This window comes from Williamsia sp. (assembly GCF_036566845.1).
Lineage (GTDB): Bacteria > Actinomycetota > Actinomycetes > Mycobacteriales > Mycobacteriaceae > Williamsia.
The window spans coordinates 1-21,004 of the sequence record NZ_DATCVM010000237.1 but is presented as its reverse complement, the minus strand read 5'-3'; the positions used below and the strand labels follow the sequence as shown (position 1 = coordinate 21,004).

The 21,004-nt window shown below is 66.4% G+C and carries 24 protein-coding genes and 1 pseudogene; 17 read left to right on the top strand and 8 right to left on the bottom strand.

Annotated elements, in window-relative coordinates:
* The first annotated feature begins 187 nt into the window (after window positions 1-187).
* Both VIQ49_RS22590 and VIQ49_RS22585 read left to right on the top strand, forming a co-directional pair.
* Window positions 188-649: a hypothetical protein gene (locus VIQ49_RS22590; RefSeq protein WP_331888833.1), complete on the top strand. Its 462-nt coding sequence runs from the start codon at window positions 188-190 to the stop codon at window positions 647-649.
* A gap of 321 nt (window positions 650-970) precedes the next feature.
* Window positions 971-1,105: pseudogene (locus VIQ49_RS22585) on the top strand (roadblock/LC7 domain-containing protein); the annotation flags it as partial.
* Between the two features lie 357 nt (window positions 1,106-1,462).
* Here VIQ49_RS22585 and VIQ49_RS22580 read toward each other — a convergent pair.
* Both VIQ49_RS22580 and VIQ49_RS22575 read right to left on the bottom strand, forming a co-directional pair.
* Entirely contained in the window at window positions 1,463-2,137 is a 675-nt protein-coding gene (locus VIQ49_RS22580) for a Crp/Fnr family transcriptional regulator (protein ID WP_331888832.1), read from the bottom strand.
* 168 nt (window positions 2,138-2,305) lie between these two features.
* Complete coding sequence (locus VIQ49_RS22575) at window positions 2,306-2,554, bottom strand: hypothetical protein (RefSeq protein WP_331888831.1); 249 nt, start codon at window positions 2,552-2,554, stop codon at window positions 2,306-2,308.
* Between the two features lie 245 nt (window positions 2,555-2,799).
* On the opposite strand from VIQ49_RS22575, the gene nth reads away from it, so the two are divergent.
* Genes nth through VIQ49_RS22555 form a run of 4 tightly spaced genes read left to right on the top strand, consistent with a single transcriptional unit; the run spans window position 2,800 to window position 6,142 of the window.
* Window positions 2,800-3,480 (top strand): endonuclease III, encoded by a 681-nt coding sequence (gene nth / locus VIQ49_RS22570; RefSeq protein WP_331888851.1) that lies wholly within the window; start codon window positions 2,800-2,802, stop codon window positions 3,478-3,480.
* 3 nt (window positions 3,481-3,483) lie between these two features.
* Entirely contained in the window at window positions 3,484-4,212 is a 729-nt protein-coding gene (locus VIQ49_RS22565; RefSeq protein WP_331888830.1) for a TlpA disulfide reductase family protein, read from the top strand.
* The gene (locus VIQ49_RS22560) at window positions 4,209-4,943 is read left to right on the top strand and encodes a CoA pyrophosphatase (protein ID WP_331888829.1); all 735 of its coding nucleotides are present in this window, start codon (window positions 4,209-4,211) and stop codon (window positions 4,941-4,943) included. The genes VIQ49_RS22565 and VIQ49_RS22560 overlap by 4 nt, the downstream gene beginning before the upstream one ends.
* Window positions 4,943-6,142: a MarP family serine protease gene (locus tag VIQ49_RS22555; RefSeq protein WP_331888828.1), complete on the top strand. Its 1,200-nt coding sequence runs from the start codon at window positions 4,943-4,945 to the stop codon at window positions 6,140-6,142. The genes VIQ49_RS22560 and VIQ49_RS22555 overlap by 1 nt, the downstream gene beginning before the upstream one ends.
* 23 nt (window positions 6,143-6,165) lie before the next feature.
* Here the strand turns inward: VIQ49_RS22555 and VIQ49_RS22550 are convergent, their stop codons facing one another.
* Together VIQ49_RS22550 and VIQ49_RS22545 are read right to left on the bottom strand one after the other, a co-directional pair.
* Window positions 6,166-7,092, bottom strand: coding sequence for an alpha/beta hydrolase (locus tag VIQ49_RS22550; RefSeq protein ID WP_331888827.1), 927 nt, complete (start codon window positions 7,090-7,092; stop codon window positions 6,166-6,168).
* Window positions 7,093-7,095: 3 nt separating this feature from the next.
* Window positions 7,096-7,605: a phage holin family protein gene (locus VIQ49_RS22545; RefSeq protein WP_331888826.1), complete on the bottom strand. Its 510-nt coding sequence runs from the start codon at window positions 7,603-7,605 to the stop codon at window positions 7,096-7,098.
* A gap of 190 nt (window positions 7,606-7,795) precedes the next feature.
* On the opposite strand from VIQ49_RS22545, the gene VIQ49_RS22540 reads away from it, so the two are divergent.
* Complete coding sequence (locus VIQ49_RS22540) at window positions 7,796-8,299, top strand: SRPBCC family protein (protein ID WP_331888825.1); 504 nt, start codon at window positions 7,796-7,798, stop codon at window positions 8,297-8,299.
* Between the two features lie 13 nt (window positions 8,300-8,312).
* On the opposite strand, the gene VIQ49_RS22535 is transcribed toward VIQ49_RS22540, so the two are convergent.
* The gene (locus VIQ49_RS22535; RefSeq protein ID WP_331888824.1) at window positions 8,313-8,987 is read right to left on the bottom strand and encodes a response regulator transcription factor; all 675 of its coding nucleotides are present in this window, start codon (window positions 8,985-8,987) and stop codon (window positions 8,313-8,315) included.
* Entirely contained in the window at window positions 8,977-10,170 is a 1,194-nt protein-coding gene (locus VIQ49_RS22530; protein WP_331888823.1) for a sensor histidine kinase, read from the bottom strand. The genes VIQ49_RS22535 and VIQ49_RS22530 overlap by 11 nt, the downstream gene beginning before the upstream one ends.
* A gap of 192 nt (window positions 10,171-10,362) precedes the next feature.
* Between VIQ49_RS22530 and VIQ49_RS22525 the strand changes: the two genes are divergently transcribed.
* A complete protein-coding gene (locus VIQ49_RS22525; RefSeq protein WP_331888822.1) occupies window positions 10,363-10,590 on the top strand; it encodes a hypothetical protein in 228 nt (75 codons plus the stop codon).
* 14 nt (window positions 10,591-10,604) lie between these two features.
* On the opposite strand, the gene acs is transcribed toward VIQ49_RS22525, so the two are convergent.
* Window positions 10,605-12,548, bottom strand: a complete 1,944-nt coding sequence (acs, locus tag VIQ49_RS22520) for an acetate--CoA ligase (RefSeq protein ID WP_331888821.1) — start codon at window positions 12,546-12,548, stop codon at window positions 10,605-10,607.
* 134 nt (window positions 12,549-12,682) lie between these two features.
* Between acs and VIQ49_RS22515 the strand changes: the two genes are divergently transcribed.
* On the top strand, window positions 12,683-13,531 hold the full coding sequence (locus tag VIQ49_RS22515) for a LuxR C-terminal-related transcriptional regulator (RefSeq protein ID WP_331888820.1): 849 nt from the start codon (window positions 12,683-12,685) through the stop codon (window positions 13,529-13,531).
* Between the two features lie 103 nt (window positions 13,532-13,634).
* A complete protein-coding gene (locus VIQ49_RS22510; RefSeq protein ID WP_331888850.1) occupies window positions 13,635-14,360 on the top strand; it encodes an oxidoreductase in 726 nt (241 codons plus the stop codon).
* A 505-nt stretch (window positions 14,361-14,865) separates the two neighbouring features.
* Here VIQ49_RS22510 and VIQ49_RS22505 read toward each other — a convergent pair.
* The gene (locus VIQ49_RS22505) at window positions 14,866-15,702 is read right to left on the bottom strand and encodes an HAD-IB family hydrolase (RefSeq protein ID WP_331888819.1); all 837 of its coding nucleotides are present in this window, start codon (window positions 15,700-15,702) and stop codon (window positions 14,866-14,868) included.
* A gap of 403 nt (window positions 15,703-16,105) precedes the next feature.
* Here VIQ49_RS22505 and ssd point away from each other — a divergent pair, with 403 nt between their 5' ends.
* Genes ssd through VIQ49_RS22470 form a run of 7 tightly spaced genes read left to right on the top strand, consistent with a single transcriptional unit; the run spans window position 16,106 to window position 20,742 of the window.
* Window positions 16,106-17,173, top strand: coding sequence for a septum site-determining protein Ssd (gene ssd, locus VIQ49_RS22500; protein ID WP_331888818.1), 1,068 nt, complete (start codon window positions 16,106-16,108; stop codon window positions 17,171-17,173).
* Window positions 17,170-18,369 (top strand): TadA family conjugal transfer-associated ATPase, encoded by a 1,200-nt coding sequence (locus tag VIQ49_RS22495; RefSeq protein ID WP_331888817.1) that lies wholly within the window; start codon window positions 17,170-17,172, stop codon window positions 18,367-18,369. The genes ssd and VIQ49_RS22495 overlap by 4 nt, the downstream gene beginning before the upstream one ends.
* A gap of 5 nt (window positions 18,370-18,374) precedes the next feature.
* Complete coding sequence (locus tag VIQ49_RS22490) at window positions 18,375-19,175, top strand: type II secretion system protein F (protein ID WP_331888849.1); 801 nt, start codon at window positions 18,375-18,377, stop codon at window positions 19,173-19,175.
* Window positions 19,172-19,774 carry a type II secretion system F family protein gene (locus VIQ49_RS22485; protein WP_331888816.1) on the top strand — a complete coding sequence of 201 codons (603 nt, stop codon included), beginning with the start codon at window positions 19,172-19,174 and terminating at the stop codon, window positions 19,772-19,774. The genes VIQ49_RS22490 and VIQ49_RS22485 overlap by 4 nt, the downstream gene beginning before the upstream one ends.
* A 45-nt stretch (window positions 19,775-19,819) precedes the next feature.
* Window positions 19,820-20,026 (top strand): DUF4244 domain-containing protein, encoded by a 207-nt coding sequence (locus VIQ49_RS22480; RefSeq protein WP_331888815.1) that lies wholly within the window; start codon window positions 19,820-19,822, stop codon window positions 20,024-20,026.
* Window positions 20,027-20,029: 3 nt separating this feature from the next.
* Window positions 20,030-20,386 (top strand): TadE family type IV pilus minor pilin, encoded by a 357-nt coding sequence (locus tag VIQ49_RS22475; RefSeq protein ID WP_331888814.1) that lies wholly within the window; start codon window positions 20,030-20,032, stop codon window positions 20,384-20,386.
* Window positions 20,383-20,742, top strand: coding sequence for an Rv3654c family TadE-like protein (locus tag VIQ49_RS22470; RefSeq protein ID WP_331888813.1), 360 nt, complete (start codon window positions 20,383-20,385; stop codon window positions 20,740-20,742). Before VIQ49_RS22475 ends, VIQ49_RS22470 begins: the two co-directional genes overlap by 4 nt.
* Window positions 20,743-21,004: the final 262 nt, after the last annotated feature.

Genomic DNA, 21,004 nt, shown 5'->3' with positions numbered 1-21,004 from the left:
GCGCAGCAAAATTTCGATCGCGAAGTTCAATTAGATTGCATGCAGCGCAGATTGAGCGATTTGTCGTCATTTCTTGAGCGCCCCACGACGATCGCAAAAACTGTCTTGACGCACATTGTTGGTATGAGTTTCTCCAACAGAAGATGCCCAACGAATCGTTTTTGCGTCATACCGAGCCAGGCACCCTTTGCCGGGGAACATCCGTTGCCAGGGCCAGAACGGGCGCGGTGCTCGTCGCGCCGGGGCGGCATCGCCTCGGGCGGCGGCCAACCGTCTGCTCGACGGACCCGGCGCCGGTGAGGGTTCTCCGACCGCCGGTCTGCCCACCGCAGTCGCCTCACCAGCACGATCCGCATCGAAGAACGATCACGCCACCGCGGACACCGGGCTCACCGCGGCGAGGTTGCCACGACGAACGCCTGGAGCCAGCGGGGTCGATAGAGCCCCGGCGTCGGTCCTTTCTCACGTCGATGCCGTCTCGTCGACCGTCGACTGGAATGTGAACGTTTCGCCCTCCGATACATCTGCGTTCTTCAGTGCCCGGCCCGCGGCTCGCGCCGACGAAGCGGCGGCCGACGCCGCGGTGGACCCGCCCGACAATCAACGGCCGCGACCACCCATCGCCGAAGGAATCGACCACCACCACTGACACGGTGGACCGAGCGGTTCCTGGTTCACCGCCGCCGACGCCGGATGGGCAGCGGCGGAGAGCGAAGCGGAGTCTCCGATCACCACACGGACGGAAAGCGGCCTGCCCGCCCGTACGCCCGGAGTCCGGCTGGTCCCAGGAACAGTCAGGCCCTCGCAGCCTGCCGCCGACCGACACCGACCCGATCCGGCGGGCGGACCGGCGAGAAGTCCGGAGGACGTGCGGTCGAAAGTTCACGAACCACTTCGCCGGCGCCCGCACCGGCCGTTCCGCCGACGCCCTTCACCGACACAGAACGGATGAGAACGAATGAGGCACTGTGTCGGCGACGGATCGCAGCCGGCGTCGCTGACCGCCGCATCGTGCGACATCGGTCAGGTCGGGTACGAGATGGCCGTGCTCGTCTCGCGCGTTGGCGCCATGGTGGAGCCGTCGGCCCGAATGCGAGAACGGTGACGTACTCATGCCCCCCCCAGATGTGCCGCAGGACGATTCCTCGCAGGACGGTACGCCCTCGCCAAACCTGGTGAGGCCGTCGTGGACTACAGGCACTCTGATACGAGAGGTCGAGCCGCATCGACAAATCGACAACGACGGTCGTCGAGGACATTCGAGAAGCGCTGGCCATCCCGGGTTCGGTGCCCATCGTCGAAGTCGACGCCCGGCAACCGCAATCGGTACGCACAGCGTTGATCACACTCACCGAATGCGCACTCACCAGCGTGAGGTCAGCCAGCTAGGAGTCGGTTCCACACATCAAAAAGCCGCTCCACCCGCAAGAACGCGGAGGGAGCGGCTTATTGAGGTTGTGCGTCAGCGAGCGCGGCGTGCCAGGCGCTCGGAGTCGGCGATCAGGACGCTCTTGCCCTCGAGGCGTAGCCATCCGCGTTGTGCGAAGTCGGCCAGGGCCTTGTTCACGGTTTCGCGGGAGGCGCCCACCAGCTGGGCGATCTCTTCCTGGGTGAGGTCGTGCGTCACGCGCAGCGCCCCGGCTTCCTGCGTTCCGAAACGCTGGGCCAGCTGCAGCAGCTGCTTGGCGACGCGTCCGGGGACGTCGGTGAAGATGAGGTCGGCGAGGTTGTTGTTCGTGCGTCGCAGGCGACGGGCCAGGACGCGGAGCAACTGCTCGGCGATTTCGGGACGGTCGGCGATCCACGACCGCAGCGCGTCGCGATCCATCGAGACCGCACGGACCTCGGTGACGGTGGTGGCCGACGAGGTACGGGGACCCGGGTCGAAAATCGACAGCTCACCGAACATGTCCGACGGACCCATGATGGTCAACAGATTTTCACGGCCGTCGACGGACTTGCGGCCGACCTTCACCTTGCCGGACAAGATGATGTAGAGCCGGTCGCCGGGCTCACCTTCGTTGAAGATGATGTGTCCGCGGGGAAAATCAACAGGCTGAAGCTGATTGGCCAGTGCTGCGACGGCGGTGGGCTCAACTCCTTGGAAAATGCCCGCCCGCGCCAGTACTTCCTCCACTTACGCCCCTTTCTAAGGGTCCAGCCAGACCACAATCAAACCTGAGAATGCTCACACGAGTGATGCTGTTGTGTTCGTCACCCGTTGAGCAGTCTACGGGTATCGAGAAGAAAAGCTCGCCCTTACCCCAACTAACGTCGACGGCCTGTCGCGACTGGAGCCGGTTTCCTAGCTGACGCGGATCGAATCGTCGGATTCGGAGTTCGCGGGCATCCGTCGATCGCGGAACTCATCGAGTGCGGCGGGAAAACCATGCGTGGCCAGGGTGTCCAGTTGTTCGGGCTCCGCCGATTCCAGGAACTCCTCGACGTGTTCACCGCGAACGTTGAGACGTTCGAGCCGGCTCTCGAGCCGCTCCATCGACAGGGCGAACAGCATGAGAGCGGCCGGGAACAGAAGTACAGCGAGTCCGTGCATGGGGTGTAGTTAACACAACGTATGTCTCAGAACAGACACAATCGCCGATTGACGGGTAGTCGGACACGTAGTCGGCGACGGAGATGGACCGGGTTCGAGGGCAGCGGTCGACCCGTCTGCCCAGTGGATCCCCGGACGACCCGTACTCTGAGTTGGTGAGTTCGAAGGCAGGGGTCAGACGCGCCAAGACCGCGGCGCAGCGCGGCACCGAGACCCGCACAGGTCTGGTGCGACGCGCTCGGCGGATGGATCGCACCCTGCAGACCGCATTTCCGCACGTCTACTGCGAACTCGACTTCACCACCCCGCTGGAGTTGTCGGTGGCCACCATCCTGTCGGCACAGTGCACCGACGTTCGGGTGAACCTGACCACCCCGGCGCTGTTCCAGCGGTACCGCAGTGCCGAGGACTACGCCGGCGCCGACCGCACCGAACTCGAAGAGATGATCCGTTCGACGGGTTTCTACCGGAACAAGGCCAACTCGATCATCGGACTCGGACAGGCGTTGGTCGAACGATTCGACGGGGAAGTCCCGTCGAATCTGCGCGATCTGGTGTCGCTACCCGGCTTCGGCCGCAAGACCGCCAACGTCGTCCTCGGCAATGCCTTCGGTGTCCCCGGGATCACGGTCGACACCCACTTCGGCCGGCTCGTGGGGCGCTGGAAGTGGACCGACGAGACCGATCCGGTCAAGATCGAGCACGCCGTGGGTGAGCTCATCGAACGCAAGAACTGGACCGACCTGTCGCACCGCGTGATCTTCCACGGTCGTCGGGTGTGTCACTCACGCAAGCCCGCCTGCGGAGTGTGCGTGCTCGCCCCCGATTGCCCCTCGTTCGGTCTGGGACCCACGGAGAAATCCGAGGCCGCGGTATTGGTGAAGGGACCCGAGACCGACCACCTACTTGCACTGGCAGGTCTCTAGTCGATGTCTGATTCACCCGATCCGGGCGAGACCCGGACCACTGAGCGGTCGCGATTGCGTTTGTCGACGTCCGCGCGCTGGACACTGGCTGCCCTGATCGTCGTGATCGCCCTGATCGTTGCCATCTGGCCGCGGTCGTCGCCAGACCCGGCGCCGGCTCCTTCCGGGGTGTCGACGGACAGCACCGGCACTGTCCCGGGACTGCAGGCGAGCGTGTCCGACGACGACATGATCAAGGCCCGGGAGAAGGCCGGGTTGCAGCCCTGCCCGGCCGAGCCCGGTCCGGCTCCCGAGGGCTCTGCGCTCAAGGGCGTGTCGGTGCCGTGCCTGGCCGACGGTTCGACTGTCGACCTCGGAGCCGCGACCGCGGGCAAGCCGATGCTCGTGAACGTGTGGGCGCACTGGTGTGGTCCGTGCCGGGCCGAACTCCCGGTGATCGCCGACTACGCCGAGCAGGCCGGCGACCGGATCCGGGTGCTGACCGTGCAGGGCAAAGAGGGATCGGAGAACGTATTCCTCTCCCTGAACCTGCTGGCCGAAATCGGTGTCGACCTGCCGACCGTCGTCGATCCGGACGCGAAGATCGCTGCCGCCCTGGGGATTCCGCGGGTCTATCCGGCCACTGTCCTGGTGCGGGCGGACGGGACCGTCGCCGCGGTGTTGCCCACCGTCTTCGACTCGGTCGACGAGGTCTCCGCGGTCGTCGACAAATACCTGGGTGTCGCCGCGTGACCGAGATCTTGGTGCCGACCGAATCGGTGCCTCCGTGGATGCGTCCGCTCACCGAGAACCTCGCCGGGGTGACGCAGTCCGTCGAAGACCGCGGCGGGATGACCGCGCGATTGATGCGTTCGATGATGCCGACCTCTCGTCCGGCTGCGGTCCTGATCCTGATCAGCGGCGACTGGGACGGTGACCCGACCCATCACGGCGGGGTTCCGGCCGACGCCACGGTGCTCCTGACCCAGCGCGCCAGTACATTGCGCAATCACGGCGGCCAGATCGCCTTTCCCGGTGGTGCCCGCGATCCCGGTGACGACTTCCCGATGGGCACTGCGATGCGCGAAGCCGAAGAAGAGACCGGGCTGGATCCTGCGGGCGTCAGCAATCTGGCGGTGCTGGACATGTTCCCGCTCCCGCCGTCGGGCTTCGAGGTGTCGCCGGTGATCGCCTACTGGACCGAACTCTCCGAGGTCGGTGTGGTCGACACCGGGGAGACCTCCAGGGTGGTCCGGGTGCCGCTGCGCGACCTTATCGATCCGCGCAACCGGATCCAGGTCGAACGGATGGTCGCCGGCGCCCGCGTCTACCAGGCCCCGGCGTTCTGCGTCGACGGCATGCTCGTCTGGGGTTTCACCGGTGGGCTGCTGTCCGCGATCATCGACGCGGCCGGATGGGAGATCCCGTGGGACAAATCAGACGTCCGTGACCTCGAAGTGGAGCTTGCCAAGGTGGGGCAGTGATGAGCGGATCCGCCTGGGTCGACGTGATCGTGATCGGTGTGGCCCTGCTCGCGGCCGCGTCGGGATACCGCCAGGGTGCGATGTCGTCGGCGATGGCGTTTGTCGGTGTCCTGCTGGGCGCGACCGCCGGAGTCCTGTTGGCGCCGCACATGATCCGCAACATCGAAGACCAACGCTGGCGGCTCGTCGCCGGTGTCCTGCTGTTGGTCGCGCTGGTGATCGTCGGCGAGATCTCGGGGATGGTCCTGGGCCGGGCGGCCCGCAGCGGTATCCGGACGCAGTCGCTGCGACGAGTCGATTCGGTGATCGGATCGCTGTTGCAGGCGGTCGCGGTCCTGCTCGCGGCCTGGATTCTGGCCACCCCGATCAGCACGTCGGCGCAACCCGAGATCGCCGCGGCGGTCCGGGACTCGCGGGTCATCGAGGAGATCAACGAGATCGCGCCGACGTGGTTGCAGCGGGCGCCACGCGAGTTCTGGGACATGTTCGACAACTCGGGTCTCAAGGAGGCCATCGGACCGTTCGGGCGAACGCCGATCACGAGTGTCGACCCGCCCGACCCGGCGTTGCTCGACCAACCCGTCGTCGAACGGGTCGAGGGCAGTGTCGTCAAGGTCGAGGGCATCGCGGAGATCTGCCGGCAGGCGCTCGAAGGCAGTGGCTTTGTGGTCTCGCCCGAACGTGTGATGACCAACGCCCACGTGGTGGCAGGCACCAACACACTTCAGGTGACGGCCTCCGACGACACTTTCGACGCAACCGTTGTCTACTTCGATCCACTCACCGACATCGCGGTACTGGACGTCCCGGGTCTGACGGCGCCGGCGTTACGATTCGCGGATGAGTTGGCCGAGACGGGAACCGATGCCATCGCGCTCGGCTACCCCGAAGGTGGTCCGTTCAATGCCAGCGCCGAGCGGATCCGCGAGGTCATCCAGCTGCGTGGACCCGGCATCTATCCGAATACGTCGGTCACCCGTGAGGTGTACACCGTGCGGGGATCGATCCGGCAGGGCAATTCGGGTGGCCCGCTGATCAATTCGGCCGGTGAGGTGCTCGGTGTGGTGTTCGGCGCGGCCGAGGATCCGGCCACAGAGACCGGCTTCGTGCTGACCGCGGATCAGGTCAAGCCCGGTCTGGCGGAATCCGAACGGCTCAGCGCCGCGGTCGATACCCAGACCTGCGTCCACCCGTCCTGAACGGGGTCGCGGCAGAGCCGGAATCAGTTTGTGGCGAACGCGATCAGGTGGCCGTTCACGTCGTCGGGTTGTTCCTGATGTGCGTAGTGGCCGGCGCGGGGGATCTCGGTCAGTTCCAGCTTCGATGACCACGGCGCGCTCGCCGCGAGTGTGGATCGCTGGATGTAGTTGTCGAGTTCACCGTGGATCGCGAGTGTCGGCACATCCAGGCGCTTGTCCATGAGTTCGAGGAAGCGACTGCCGTCGGGACGGAACTGCGACCGGAAAGCCCACCGCTGGTATTCCAGGCTGCAGTGGGCGACACCGGGTATCTGAATGGCAGAACGGTTCCGGGCGGCGGTGTCGAAGAAGTCCTCGGTGTGCTGCCAGTCCGGACCGGAATGCCTGCGAAGGAGTTTCTCGGCCATCGCACCGTCGTTCTCGGTGAGCGCCCGCTCGGCGGTCCGGGGGATCTGCGCCTTGAGAAAACCTGCGAGAAACGCCTTGCGCTGGTTCGTTTCGCGCAACGTGGCCGTCTTGAGTGCCTGTGGGTGCGGTGAGGAGATGACCGCCATCGACCGGACCGACCGGGGGTGCAGGGTGGCCGTCGCCCAGCAGACCAGACCGCCGTCGGCATGGCCCACGAGGGTGGCATCTGTGTGCCCCAGCGCCCGGATCAGGCCGTCGGTGTCGCCGGCGAGGGTCCAGCCGTCGTAGCCGCGGGGAGGTTTGTCGCTGTCCCCGTAGCCACGCAGATCAACGGCAACCGCCCGGAAGCCGGCGTCGGTGAGAGCCTTCAGTTGGTGGCGCCAACTCCACCAGAACTCGCCGAAGCCGTGCATGAAGAGAACCAGCGGACGGTCGCCTCGCGGCGGCTCTACCTCGACCGCGTGCAACCGGACGCCGTTGGCGCGGACATCGCTGTGGTGCCATCCCGTGAACCGAACGGTCGACGGATCCGGGGCAGGCACCCGTCAGCCCTTGTAGGGCTGGCTCGGCTTGCGCAGGTCGGCGCCGGGGGTCTGAGCGTCGTGTCCGGCGGGCAGCACATCAGAGAGATGGTGGACGGACTCGATGGTCTTCGTGGGTCCGGTGATCCGTTTGAACACCCGATAGCCGACGAGGCCGGCGATGATCGCCACGACGAGCAGGATCAGGAAGACGATGCCGAATGCGGCCCAGCGTGGCAGCCACTCGGAGAGCAGTTCGCCGAGGAACCAGAAGAAGAACAGGCTGGCGTAGAGCGCGACCGTGAGGGCGACCACGATCAGGCCCGCGCCGACGGCGGCCTTCTTCGCCTCCTGCGTCAGTTCGGCCTTGGCCAGCGCCACTTCGGCGCGGAACAGGGTCGACAGATGGGTGGTGGCATCTTTCACCAGCGCGCCAATACTCGGGTCACCGCCGGGGCGCGCGTTGGGGTCGGACAACGGGATCGACGAGACGTTCGGCGGAACATCTCCCGAGGTGCGGTCGTCCAGCGTCACTGCTACTCCTCCATCCTCGGCACGTACGTCCGAGCCCACCCGGACGCCTGTTTCTTCTCGCCGGGGTTTGTAGGCCCTTATGTTGCCATGCCAGGATCGAACGCAGGCTCATCGGACCGTACTCGCGCGAGTGGCCGGATCGTGTATCTCCCACCACTCGCCGGGAGTGAACGCTCTTTGAAAGGCAACCATGCCCGCGTACCCGCTCGAACCATTTGCTCTCGACTTCTTCGACACCGCGCCCGTGACCCACCGTTTCTCGGTCAACCTGCCGGTCAGCCCCGCGACGGCGTGGTCCGAGCTGACCCGGCAGAACACCCTCGACTGGTGTCGGGTCATCAAATCGATCACCTTCACCTCGCCGGCGCCCTACGGCGTCGGCACCACCCGGTCGGCCGAATTGGCACCCGGGTATGTGAGATTGTCGGAGAAATTCTTCTGCTGGGACTCCGATCCCGAGGCCGGCACCTACCGCAACGCCTTCTATGTGGAGCAGGCCAATGTGCCGGGCCTGCGGGCGTTCGGCGAACTCAGCGAGATCGAACCGGCGCCGGTGGGCTGCCGATTCACCTGGTCGTTCGCCATCGAACTGTCGGGCGTGATGGCCAAGACCTCGAAGTTCGCGACCTCGGTCAGCGCGAAGACGTTTGCCACGATCGAGACCGACACCGTCAAACACTTCTCCAAGTTCTGACGCCGAGGGGCGATCAGCGGGCTCGGGGACTGACCACGCCGTGGTCGAACGCGTAGACCACCGCCGCCGCCCGGTCGCGGACACCGAGCTTGTGGAAGATGTTGCCGACATGGCTTTTGACGGTGACCACCGAGATCACCAGTTCGGCGGCGATCTCGTCGTTCGACAGTCCGCGGCCGATGAGGCCGAGGACCGCGGATTCGCGCGACGTCAGGCGGTCCAGTGAGATGTCGCCGGCGGCCGGTCCGGGTGAGGACCGGTAGGTGTCGAGCACCCGCGCGGTGATCGCCGGGTCGAGGACGGCTTCGCCCTCTGCGACGATGCGGACCGCGCGGATCAGTTCCTCGGCGGGCGAGTCCTTCAGTACGAATCCGGCCGCGCCGGCGCGCAGCGCTTCGGACAACAACTCCTCGTCCCGGAACGTGGTGAGGACCAGCACCGGTGGTGGGTCGACGGTGACGGCCAGCTGCCGGGTCGCGGCCATACCGCTCACCCGCTTCATCCGCAGGTCCATCACCACCACGTCGGGCCGCAGGCCGGCGACCGCGTCGACGACCTCGTCGCCGTCGGAGCACTCGCCGATCACCTCGAATCCGTCTTTGCGGCGCAGGATCCGGCGCAGGCCGGATCGGACCAGGTCCTGATCATCGACCAGGAGGACACGTATCCGCGCGGTGTCACCGGTCACCGGGGACCACCGTGCTCGCCAGATCTGTGTCGGCCTTCGTCCGCGCCGAGTACGGAAGCACCGCGTTGACCTCCCAGGTGTCGTCGGTGTGTGCCGCCTGAAATCGGCCGCCGAGATGTTCGGTCCGCGACCGCATACCGCCGAGTCCGGAACCGCCGGGCCGGCGGCGCGTCTCTGGGGTGACCTTGTTGCGCACGATGATCTGGAGGCTCCCTGCCGAATCCGGACCCACCTCCAGGTCGACAGGCACGCCGGGAGCGTGTTTCGATGCGTTGGTCAGCGATTCCTGAACGATCCGGAACGTCGCGAGTTCGGTGGCGGTGGTCGGTGTCGTGCCCGGGTTGCTGTACCGGAACCGGATGTCTTGCCCGGCGCGCCGGAACGACGAGACGAGTTCGTGCAGATCGCTCAAACCCGGTGTGGGACTGGTTGGTTCGGTGTCGGCGCGCAACAGTTCGATCGTCTGCCGGATGTCGGCCATGGCCGCCCGGCCCTGCTGTTCGGCGTCGAGCAGTGCCGCGACGGCATCGGCGGTGTCGTTGTCTTCCTGCAGTGCTCGCCGGGCACCGGTCACGTTCAGCAGGACGATACTCAGCGAGTGGGCGATCACGTCGTGCACCTCGGTGGCGAGGGTGACGCGGTCGAGTTGGAGCCGGGCGGCCCTGGCCTGACGCTCTCGCACGAGCAGCGCCAACTGCATCTGCAGCAGACGCCCGACCGCCACACCGAAACACAGCATTGCCGCGATGAGCCAGCCCTGCTCCACCGCTCCGATCGCGATCCCGTAGATGAGCACGCCGACGGTCAAGATCGTGTTGAAACTGCTCTGCTTCCAGGTGCTGACCGCTGCGTCGCTGGTGAGGGCGAGGACAAGCAGCAGGGTGGCCGCGTCGGCGTATGTCGGGATCTGCCAGAAGAGGATCACCGAGACAACGCTGGCGATCACAAGCGCCGGGGTGAAAAGCCCTCGCTTGGTGATGAACAGGCAGGCGATGTGGGGAGCTGCGGCGACACCGAACGCCGCGAACAGGATGACCCATTCCCAGCCCGACGGGTGCTCGACCACTCGTTGACCGGTCGCGATGGCCGCGGTGGTCAGGATCGCACCGTCGGCGATGATCATGTAGTACCAGGGGTACTGGTACCCCATCAGCGCGAACGCGCGTGCATACCGTGCAGTCAACCACCGCATTGTGCCGATCTTATCGGTTGGCGGGAGTGAAGACCTCCGTCCTGGGGAGGATTCCCCCCACCTGCGCTGGTAGGTGGAAAAGACCGTCCCGGAGGTGGCTGAACTGCGGCTTCGTTGTCAATAGCGTTCTTGGTACACGATCGGCGTACCAGCAGACGCCGAGAAACCCCGAGGAGAGCGGCGATGTTCTGGATCCTGGTGAGTGTGGGTGTTGTGGTGATCTCGTCGTTGATGCTCAAAGACGGCGACGGACTGGACTTCCGAGGGCGCGAAGTCCGCAATGCGCTCGCGCGGCGCAACGCCGAGGAGATTGCACAGATGCGCAAGATCCGGCGGGCCCGGAGACGCCAGAATCTGATCGAGTCGCTGCGGCGGGCCCGGGCGACGACACCTGCCGTCGCCCGGGCCTGAGCGGCCGAAAGATCTCAGCCCTGGTTACCGCGGCGGATGTTGTCGAAGACCGTCGGGTCGACCAGTGTCGAGGTGTCTCCGAGTTCACGTCCCTCGGCAACGTCCTTGAGCAGGCGGCGCATGATCTTGCCGGACCGTGTCTTCGGGAGTTCGGGCACCACGTGGATCTCCCGTGGCTTTGCGATGGGTGAGATATCCTTGGACACTTGGGCTTTGAGCTCAGTGATGAGCTGCTCCCCGGTGTCCTCCTGGCCCTGGCGCAGGATGACAAATGCGACGATGCCCTGGCCCGTGGTCGGATCGGCGGCACCGATGACCGCGGCCTCGGCGATGCTGTGGTGGCCGACGAGCGCGGATTCGACTTCGGCAGTGGAGATCCGGTGCCCCGAGATGTTCATGACATCATCGATGCGGCCGAGGACCCAGAGCGCGTGATCGTCGTCGTAGCGGGCGCCGTCACCGGCGAAATACCAGCCCTGCTCGGCGAACCGCGACCAGTAGGTCTCCCGGAACCGTTCGTCGTCGCGCCAGATACCGCGGAGCATCGACGGCCACGGTTTGTCGAGGACGAGGAAGCCCTGTTCGCCGGCACCCACCGACTTGCCTTGTTCATCAACGATATTCGCGCTGATGCCGGGCAGCGTTGCCATGGCCGAGCCCGGCTTGGTGGCGGTGATGCCGGGCAACGGCGAGATCATGATGGCGCCGGTCTCGGTCTGCCACCAGGTGTCGACGATCGGGCAGCGCTCGCCGCCGATGACCTCGTGGTACCAGCGCCACGCCTCGGGGTTGATGGGTTCGCCGACACTGCCGAGCAGGCGCAGCGAGCTCAGGTCGTGGGCGTCGGGGATCTCGCGGCCCCACTTCATGAAGGTCCGGATCAGGGTCGGCGCGATGTAGTAGGTGCTGACCTTGTACTTTTCGATGATCTCGAAATGGCGATGTTCGTTGGGGGAGTTGGGAGTTCCCTCGTAGATGACCTCGGTGGCACCGTTCGACAACGGGCCGTAGACGAGGTAGCTGTGTCCGGTGACCCAGCCGATGTCGGCGCCACACCAGAACACGTCCTGGCCGGGCTTGTGGTCGAAGACGTTGTGGAAGGTGTAGCTGACCTGGGTGAGGTAGCCGCCGGTGGTGTGGACGATGCCCTTGGGCTTGCCGGTGGTCCCGGAGGTGTACAGCAGGAACAGGGGGTGCTCGGCGTCGTGCGCCTGCGGGGTGTGTGTGGTGTCGGCCTTGGCAACGGTCTCGTGCCACCAGAGGTCGCGGCCGTCGTTCCAGTTGATGTCGGAGTCGGTGCGGTTCACGACGAGCACGTGCTCGATGGACTTCGCGGCGTCGTCACCACTGCCCAGGGCCTCGTCGACTGCGGCCTTCAGCGGTGCGGGCTTGCCGCGCCGGTACTGGCCGTCGGTGGTGACCACCAATTTCGCCTCGGCATCGTCGACACGAGAACGCAGCGCACCGGCGGAGAACCCGGCAAAGACCACCGAGTGCGTCAGCCCGAGGCGGGCGCAGGCCAGCATGGTGATGATCGCTTCCGGGACCATCGGCATATAGATGGCCACCCGGTCGCCCGACACGAGGCCGATCTCGGTGAAGTAGTTGGCGGCCTGGGAGACCTCGGCCAGCAGTTGGTCGTAGGTGACGTCCCGGGAATCGCCCGGTTCGCCGACCCAGTGGATCGCGACGCGGCTGCCGTTGCCGGCTTCCACATGGCGGTCGACACAGTTGTAGGCAACGTTGAGCTTGCCGCCGACAAACCACTTGGCAAACGGAGCGTTCGACCAGTCGAGGACGTCGGTGAAGTCGGTGTCCCAATGCAGACGGCGGGCCTGCTCCGCCCAGAATGCCAGGCGATCGGCCTCGGCTGCCTGCTCCAGCTCGGGTCCCGCGTTCGCTTGCGAGACGAACTCGGCCGGTGGGGGATATACCGATTGTGCAGTGCCTTCGCTCATTGTTTCCCTTTCGGTATGGCAGGTCCGCACGCCGACCTCACCTGTGAAGTCGGCTGGTTCGGACGCCACTGTGTTGTGCACCACATCATGACTCCGGCATCATCAACTGAAATAGCCCCGAAAGTGGATAGTGCATGAGCGTTGACAACACGATCCTCCGTCCCAGCGATCACGAGCTGGTGCGGGCTACGAGCGCGCGCTTTCGCAAGGTGACCGGTACGCCGGTGGTGTTCGCGGGTCTGCGCGATCAGGACACGATCGCGGTGACCACGTCGGTGGGGCACAAGACCCCGGCGCTGCGCACCATCCGCGTGACGCCCCAGCGCGGCCTCGGCGGCCTCATCTGGCTGAGCAAACGCGCGATCCTGGTTCGCGACTACGGCTCGGCCGACGAGATCACGCATGATTTCGACGACCAGATCCTCGGCGAGGGCATCACCGACCTCGCGGCTGCGCCGATCGTGGTGGACGGATCGGTCCGCGGCCTGCTGTATGCCGGATGGCGAGGTCAGGGCCCGCTCGGCGACGACGTGGTGCAGGCATTGACCGTCGAAGCCGGCCGGGTTGCGACAGAGCTGCGTACGCGCGACGAAGTGGATCGCCGGATCGCTGCCATGGCCGCCCGCACGCAGGCCGAACAGGCGCAGGCGTCAGCGCTCGATTGGATGAATGAACTCCGCGACATCGCCGCGGTGTCGACCGACGAGAGTTCTCGCCGCAGGATCCTGGAGCTCGTCGACCAGATGGGCGGCGGCGATCAGCACGCGTCCGAGCCGTCCATCCCGTTGACACCTCGCCAGCTGGAGGTGTTGTCGCTGGTGGCGATGGGTTTCGGGAATCGAGTGGTCGCCGACCGGCTGGGTCTGTCCGTGGACACGGTGAAGACGTACCTGCGCGCCGCGATGGTCCGGCTCGGCGCCCGCAACAGGCATGAGGCCGTGGTGAAGGCGCGCGGTGCAGGCCATGTCCTCGAGCTGTCCTGACCGAACTGCTCCGATCATCCCGGGAATTGCTCAGATTCTTGCCGGCGTACGGGGCCGCGTACGCTGACCTGTCGTGACCGATCCGCTGGCTCCCCTGTTCGAGATGCCGGGTGTCGTCCCGGCTGCAGACCGTGCCCGCGATGCGCTGGCTGCTGCACACCGGCACCCCGCCAACCTCCGCGGATGGGACAAGACCGCCACCGAGGCGTCGTGGCGTGCCGGTCGGTCGTCGGCGGCGATCGACGGTGGCAGCGTCGAGCTCGTCCGGGACGGCGATTTCGACGATCCGGTCCTCGCCGGCGCGATGCGGGTGGCGCAGGCTCTCGACGGCGATTCGCTGCCGCAGTTGGTGGCGGTCTGGACCCGCGCGCCGTTGCAGACCCTCGCGCGCCTGCATGTGCTGGCGGCCGCGGACATGACCGACGACCAGCAGCTCCTGGGGCGTCCGCGCGCGGATGCCGAGCTGGGGCAGCGGCTGGACCTTCTGGCGCAGTTGATCACCGGTGCCACCAAGGCGCCGGCACCGGTGCTGGCGGCCGTGGTGCATGCCGAGTTGCTGGCACTCGAGCCCTTTCAACACGCCAACGGGGTGGTGGCCCGGGCGGCCTCCCGGCTGGTCTGCACCAGCACCGGACTCGATCCGCACACTCTCGGAGTCCCGGAGGTGACGTGGTTCAAGCGGGTTTCCGAGTACCGGGACCTGTCGAACGGGTTCGGTGCCGGCGATCCCGAGGCGATCCGCCTGTGGTTGATGCTCAGCTGTGAGGCGCTGGAAGCTGGTGCTGCAGAGGCAATGTCGATCGCAGAGGCGGCAAGGCCGCGCAACTAGTTTCGACTCGGGGCACAGTGCTGATTCGGGGCCACCAGGGGGCAGACAACGCACTGCGGGCGGCTCTCTTGCCCGACGTTCTTGAGAACGTTGGGGCCAGATCGCCGCCCGCTAGCACGGATCCGAGTTACCAAGCGTGCTTTGGTGGTCGTGTGGGATGACCTAGGCGAAGGTGTCCGGCGCTGGGTCCATATGCGCTCCCACCCAAAGGAACTCATCTGAACTCGGCGCAGATCTCGCAGGTCCACTACCTGGTGCCTCCCGCGGCGTGCTGCGCGTGGGTGCTCGATATCCGTGCTGGGAGTGCGCGGTCAGGAGTCCGTTCCTTCTCTTCCGGTCCGAACTTGGCGTTCCGCGCTTTCCGTAACTACTTTCTACACCGTGACGACGGTCACATCAAGAGCCTTCTGGTCTCGAAATCAAAAATATGTTCATCCGTTGCGGCTGAACATATTTCGTGTAAGCTCACGCCAACTTTGGGGTCCGTGAAACGGCTCGTCAGGGCTCAGTGTCGTTTGCGCTGAAGGATCGTGTAGGTCAGTGCGCCCGCCACCACGGCGCTCAAACCGACTGCGGCAGAGGCGGTTACCGTCGGCGAAGGGGTTGCCGGCAGGCGGTCGCGGAGCGAGACCGGCTTGGTGAACGACAGCATCGGCCAGCCGCGCTCGCCGGCTTCTCGCCGCAGGTTGCGGTCGGGATTGATGACGGTCGGATGACCGACGGCACTGAGCATCGGCAGGTCGGTGATCGAATCGGAATACGCGAAGCACTGCGAGAGGTCGTAGCCGACCGATCGGGCGATGTCATTCATTGCCACCACCTTCTCCTCGCCGTAGCAGTAGAAGTCCATCACCCCGGCGTACTTCCCATCGACGACCTTCATACGGCTGGCCATCGAATAGTCGGCGCCCAGCATCTCGCCGATCGGTTCGACGATCTCGGCGCCCGATGCCGACACGATCACCACGTCATGCCCGCGCGCCTTGTGTCCGGCGATGAGGTCGGCGGCCTCCGAGAAGACCAGTGGGTTGACGATGTCGTGCAGGGTCTCGCGGACGATCGAGGTGACCTGTTCGACGTCCCATCCGGTGCACATCTCGGTGACGTGCTTGCGTAGACGCTCGACCTGGTCGTGGTCGGCCGCGGAGAGCAGGAACATGAACTGCGCGTACGACGATTTGAGGACAGAACGCCGATTGATCAGGCCCTGGTCGAAAAACGGACGCGAGAAGGCGAGTGAGCTGGACTTGGCGATGATCGTCTTGTCGAGGTCGAAGAAGGCGGCGATCGGTGCGCCGGTCGAGGGGTGTGATCCATCGTCGGCCGGCCGGAATGCTGTCACTCGTCGAGGGTACGTCGAGCGCGGGGGTGAGGAGAAGGATCAGTTTCGCCGGTGCGCCGATCGAAGTCGGGGTTCACGCGGTGAACCGGGCGCGGCCAATGGTTGAACTTGCAATCAATCCAGGAATCTTGTGTATAGTCGTACTTACCCGGACGAGATCCGGGGCTTTCAGCCCGACCCCCCGGGGCTGAACGCGACGACCCTGGCCTCCTCCCCCCCTGGCCGGGGTCGTCCTCTTTTCCGGGGTTGTTCGAACCCTTACCCACCTGCTTGCAATGCGCCTCTACCAGCGCTTTCGCCACTGGCACACGCGGTTCTCCACAGTTTGGACATCCACTCACAGTCACCGCTGAGCCGGGCGATTTCGGGTGCCCTCCCGGCGCGCAGACCGCCACAGTGAGTCATGACCGAAACTCCCCGGGTGCTCGCGATGGTGGCACCGGAACTTGCCGACGATGTCGAGCGGGTCGCGGCAGCATCCGGCTATCAGATGATGCGTGCACGTCCCGATCACTGCCGCCGCGAGTGGGCTGAGGCGACTGCCGTACTCATCGACGCGTCCACCGTCGAGGAGACACTCGCAGCCGGTTTGCCCCGCCGCAGCGGGCTGATGGTTGTCGGTGTCAGCGGGGACGGCCCCACTATGTGGCGCAGCGCGCTGGCGCTCGGCGCCGGTCACGGATTTGTGCTGCCGGACGACGAACATGCGGTGGTCCAGGCACTGTCGCGGATCCGTCGCCCCACCGGTCCCGCGGGGATCGCGATTGCGGTGATTGCCGGCCACGGCGGCGCGGGCGCGTCCACACTCGCGGCCGGAATCGGACTGGTCGCCTGCGAGCGCGGGCATGGCGGCCTGCTCCTCGACCTCGACGAACTCGGCGGCGGCCAGGACCTGCTTCTCGGTGTCGAGGATCATTCCGGATTGCGTTGGCAGGAGCTCACATTGGAGGGCGGACAGGTCGTAGCCGAATCACTGCACACCGCCTTGCCTCATGCGGCCGGAGGTCTGGCGGTCCTGGCCGGTCGTCGCGGTGCACCCGCCCCGGTCCGGCCCGAAGCGGCACTCGCCGCGATCGATGCGGCCCGGGGCAACGGCGATGTGGTGGTCGTCGATGTCCCCCGGCGGGGTGATGAGGTGGTCTCGGCCGTGGTGGAGGCGGTCGACCTCGTCGTGCTGGTCTGCGGCGCCACCATCCGGGCGTGTGCGGCCGGACGGGAGATGGCGTCGCGTCTGAGCACCCGGGCCGGTCGGGTCGAGGTGGTTGTCCGCGGACCGTCGCCGGGTGGGCTCCGCGCCGGGCAGGTGGCGCAGGTTCTCGGCCTACCCCTGCTCGCGGCCACCCGGCCGGACACCCGCCTCGCCCGCGACCTCGAGTCGGGTGGACTGATGTTGGCGCGGCGCTCACCCCTGCGTCGGTGTGCTGCGGCGGTTCTGGACCGCGCCGAGGTGCTCCGAGGGCCGGTGCGATGAGCGATCCGACCGCGGCGACGGCGGCGGCAGGCCGCACCCAGTTGCTGACGCGGGTCCGCGAACGGCTGGCCGCGACCGCGCAGGATCCGACACCCGAGGTGATGGCCGCCGTTGTGCGGGCCGAGGCCGGTGGGGTTCTCGGCGACACCGACCTACTCGACGCACTTCGGTTTCTGCAGACCGAACTCGTCGGTGCCGGACGTCTCGAGGATCTCCTTGCCGGACCGGGTGTGAACGACATCCTGGTGGTCGGCCCGCGGGCCGTCTGGGTTGATCAGGGGCGGGGACTTCGTTTGTCGGACATCGAGTTCGAGGATGACGACGCGGTCCGGCGACTGGCCATGCGTCTGGCACTCGCCGCGGGCAAACGGCTCGACGATGCTCAGCCGTGGGTTGATGGCCAGTTGTCCGGGCTCGGCCGCCGCGGGTACAGCGTTCGTCTGCATGCGGTGCTCCCGCCGATTGCCGTCGACGGCACGTGCCTGTCGCTGCGGGTCCTGCGTCCGGCAACGCAGAATCTCGACGCATTGGTGTCGGGCGGTGCCATCGCTCCTGAGGCGGCGACGTTGTTGGAGACGATCATCGAGGCCCGGCTCGCGTTTCTCGTTGTCGGCGGGACCGGCGCCGGAAAGACAACACTGCTCTCGGCCCTGCTCGGTCGCGTCGATCCGTCCGAACGAATTCTCTGTGTCGAGGATGCAGTGGAGTTGGCACCGCAACATCCCCACGTGGTCCGGCTGGTGGCCCGCACCCCCAATGTCGAAGGAGCAGGCGAGGTTCCGGTCCGGGCGCTGGTCCGCCAAGCGCTTCGTATGCGACCGGACCGGATCGTGGTCGGTGAGGTGCGCGGCGCCGAGGTGGTGGACCTGCTGACCGCGATGAACACCGGCCACGACGGTGGCGCCGGCACGTTGCACGCGAACTCCACTGCCGAGGTGCCGGCCCGGATGGAGGCACTCGCGTCGCTCGGCGGTATGGACCGGCCCGCACTGCACAGTCAGCTCGCCGCCGCCATCTCCGTGGTCATCGGGGTGTTCCGCGATGCGAACGGTGCTCGCGGCGTCGGCGAGATCGGGATGCTGCGGCGCGGCTCCGACGGTCTGGTGAATGTCGACGCAGTCTGGCGACGCCGCGGTGGGTTCACGGCTGCCGCCGCTGACCTGGCAGCACTCTTGGAGAGCAGGCTCGTCCGTTGAGCGCGATGTTTGCGGCGGCGGCACTGGCGACTCTGCTCTGGCCCCGGCCACGCGCGCAGATCAGGAGCCTGGCCCTGAACCGGCCTGGGGGAGACCGGCGTCGGAGGTCGGCCGACGATGTTGTCGCCATCGCGGCGATCGGACTCCCGGGCGTTGTCCTGGTGGCGGTCGGCATCTCAGCAGGCATCGCCGCATCCATGGCGTCGGGTATGGCCTATCTGCTCTATCGCGCCAGACATAGGGAACGGGAAGTGGCAGCCGAACTCGCGGCACTCCTGGCGGCGCTCGAGGTGATGATCGCCGAATTGCGGGTGGGTGCCCATCCCGCACACGCATGTCGGCAGGCGGCCGAGGACGCAGTCGGAGTGCGGCGTTCGGCAGTGGCTGAAACGCTGTCGATGATGGCGGGCCGATCAACGCTGGGCGGCGATGTCGCAGGCGGGATCGAAAAGGCCGATGTCCGTGATCGGGAGGCCTGGTCGAGGATGGCAGTGGCCTGGCGTACGGCAGAACAGTACGGTTTGCCGATCGCCGAGCTGCTGACATCGGTCCGATCAGACCTGCTCGCGCGCAGTCGATTCCGTGAACGGACACGGGCGGCGCTTGCCGGGGCCAAAGCGACGGCGATGGTGCTGGCGCTCCTCCCGGTCCTGGGTATCGGTCTCGGGCAGGCAATCGGGGCATCGCCGCTGTCGGTCCTGCTCGGGGGAGGGCTCGGGGGCGTTCTTCTGGTTGTCGGCACTGCACTCGTGTGCGCGGGATTGTTGTGGTCGAGGCGAATCGTCGGGAAGGTCGCCGGGTCATGACCGGGTGGATGGTGGCGGCGGTGGCCTGCTCGGCAGCCCTGGTCCTGTGGCCCAAACCCGAGTGGATCACCTATCGGGTTCTCGGCCCGCCGGACCGGCGCGAACGCAACCGGGACCCGCGGTGGCTCGGCGCGAAGCCGTCGGCGGACGATCCGTTCGCCGCAGCTGCCGGCTACGACCTGTTCGCGGTCTGCCTGCGCGCGGGCCTGCCGGTCGGCAACGCGGCCCGGGTGGTGTCGCAATCCGCGCCGCCAGCGCTCGCCCGGACCCTCGCACAGGCCGCCGATTTGCTGTCGCTGGGAGCGGACCCGACGCAGGCGTGGGCGGTTCCAGATGACGCAGATCCTTCCGCGCAGGCTCTGGCCTCGATGGCCCGGAGGTCGGCGAGGGCCGGCTCGTCGCCGGTACGTGGCCTGGCCGAACTGGCAGAGAGTCGGCGAGGTGATGCGCAGGACCGGGCGGCTGCCGCAGCTGAGCGCGCCGGGGTGGCGATCAGCGGACCACTGGGTTTGTGCTTCCTACCGGCCTTCGTGTGCCTGGGAATAGTGCCGGTGGTCATCGGGCTGGCCGGTCCGGTCTTCGGCGGCGGCCTGATGTGAGACCTGCCGCGGAGAATCCGCGGCACGGATAGGGGAGGGAACAACATGATCAACAGGATGATTCGAGAAGCCCAGGTACGGGCTGGGATGCTGATGACTGACGACAGCGGCATGAGTACCGCCGAATACGCCATCGGAACGATCGCGGCGGCGGCCTTTGGGGCGATCCTCTACACGGTGGTCACCGGCGACAACATCGTGAGTGCTCTGACGGGGATCATCGACAAGGCGCTCCAAACCACGGTCGGCTGATCCATGCGGCGGCGGGGATTGCCGGCCGATGACCGGGGGATGGTGACGGTCGAGGCGGCGTTTGCGATTGCCTCGATCGTCGCGGTGGTGGTCATCTCCGTGGTCGGGGTGGTTGCGGTGGCCGCGCACATTCGCTGTATCGATGCGGCACGGGAGGTTGCACGCATTGCAGCACAGGGGGATTCGGTCAAGGCTCGCGATGTGGGCAGGCAAGTGGGTCCACGTGGTGCCACGGTGACTCTGCGTGCCGATGGGGAGGTGGTCGAGGCCCGGGTGCGGGTATCGGTGCCGTTGTTGTCGATGCTCGATGTGAGTGCCACCGCGGTGGCGGCCTTGGAACCTGCCGGCGCGGACCGATGAAGATGCTCCGCGAGGAACGTGGATCGGCGACGGTTGTCGGTGCGATGGTCATCTCAGGTCTGGTGGCTGTGGTTCTGCTGATTGTGTATGTGGGAGCGGCTATCTCGGCTCGTCACCATTCGCAGGCGACAGCTGACCTCGCTGCGCTGGCCGCCGCGCAGCGAGTGGTCATGGGCGAATCCGAGCCGTGTGGGGCGGCCCGCGAGATCGCGTCTCGGATGTCGGCATCGGTGAAACAGTGTCGGGTCCTGGGCGGTGACGTGGTGGTCACCGCCCAGGTCACGGTGGAGATCGGCGCCTTCGGAGTAAGGACGTCACGCTCGACGGCTCGAGCCGGACCGTCAGATGCGGGGTGAGCAGAGCCGCCGGCTGACAAGCGAATCAATGGTCCAGTGGTCGCGGTCACAGTAGGGAGGGTCTTCGGCCGTGCACCCTCCGGCATGCCTCTGGCCTGCGGCGATTCGAACGAAAACCCGCGCGGACCAGGCGATTTGACGGTGGGTGTGGTGTTCCCGTAACTTTTGTCGAGTCAGCGAGTGAGGCGCCGGAGAGCAAGAGTCTGGGGCCGGTAACACCGACAGGGATTCTTTCCTTGAAGGAACAACGCTGACCGCCCAA

What these genes read in the sequence shown, in the direction of transcription:
- VIQ49_RS22575 (WP_331888831.1), bottom strand. Translation starts at nt 2,554, where the DNA reads ATGCACGGACTCGCTGTACTTCTGTTCCCGGCCGCTCTCATGCTGTTC.
- nth (WP_331888851.1), top strand. Translation starts at nt 2,800, where the DNA reads ATGGATCGCACCCTGCAGACCGCATTTCCGCACGTCTACTGCGAACTC.
- VIQ49_RS22565 (WP_331888830.1), top strand. Translation starts at nt 3,484, where the DNA reads ATGTCTGATTCACCCGATCCGGGCGAGACCCGGACCACTGAGCGGTCG.
- VIQ49_RS22555 (WP_331888828.1), top strand. Translation starts at nt 4,943, where the DNA reads ATGAGCGGATCCGCCTGGGTCGACGTGATCGTGATCGGTGTGGCCCTG.
- VIQ49_RS22540 (WP_331888825.1), top strand. Translation starts at nt 7,796, where the DNA reads ATGCCCGCGTACCCGCTCGAACCATTTGCTCTCGACTTCTTCGACACC.
- VIQ49_RS22525 (WP_331888822.1), top strand. Translation starts at nt 10,363, where the DNA reads ATGTTCTGGATCCTGGTGAGTGTGGGTGTTGTGGTGATCTCGTCGTTG.
- acs (WP_331888821.1), bottom strand. Translation starts at nt 12,548, where the DNA reads ATGAGCGAAGGCACTGCACAATCGGTATATCCCCCACCGGCCGAGTTC.
- VIQ49_RS22515 (WP_331888820.1), top strand. Translation starts at nt 12,683, where the DNA reads ATGAGCGTTGACAACACGATCCTCCGTCCCAGCGATCACGAGCTGGTG.
- VIQ49_RS22510 (WP_331888850.1), top strand. Translation starts at nt 13,635, where the DNA reads ATGCCGGGTGTCGTCCCGGCTGCAGACCGTGCCCGCGATGCGCTGGCT.
- ssd (WP_331888818.1), top strand. Translation starts at nt 16,106, where the DNA reads ATGACCGAAACTCCCCGGGTGCTCGCGATGGTGGCACCGGAACTTGCC.
- VIQ49_RS22495 (WP_331888817.1), top strand. Translation starts at nt 17,170, where the DNA reads ATGAGCGATCCGACCGCGGCGACGGCGGCGGCAGGCCGCACCCAGTTG.
- VIQ49_RS22490 (WP_331888849.1), top strand. Translation starts at nt 18,375, where the DNA reads ATGTTTGCGGCGGCGGCACTGGCGACTCTGCTCTGGCCCCGGCCACGC.
- VIQ49_RS22485 (WP_331888816.1), top strand. Translation starts at nt 19,172, where the DNA reads ATGACCGGGTGGATGGTGGCGGCGGTGGCCTGCTCGGCAGCCCTGGTC.
- VIQ49_RS22480 (WP_331888815.1), top strand. Translation starts at nt 19,820, where the DNA reads ATGATCAACAGGATGATTCGAGAAGCCCAGGTACGGGCTGGGATGCTG.
- VIQ49_RS22475 (WP_331888814.1), top strand. Translation starts at nt 20,030, where the DNA reads ATGCGGCGGCGGGGATTGCCGGCCGATGACCGGGGGATGGTGACGGTC.
- VIQ49_RS22470 (WP_331888813.1), top strand. Translation starts at nt 20,383, where the DNA reads ATGAAGATGCTCCGCGAGGAACGTGGATCGGCGACGGTTGTCGGTGCG.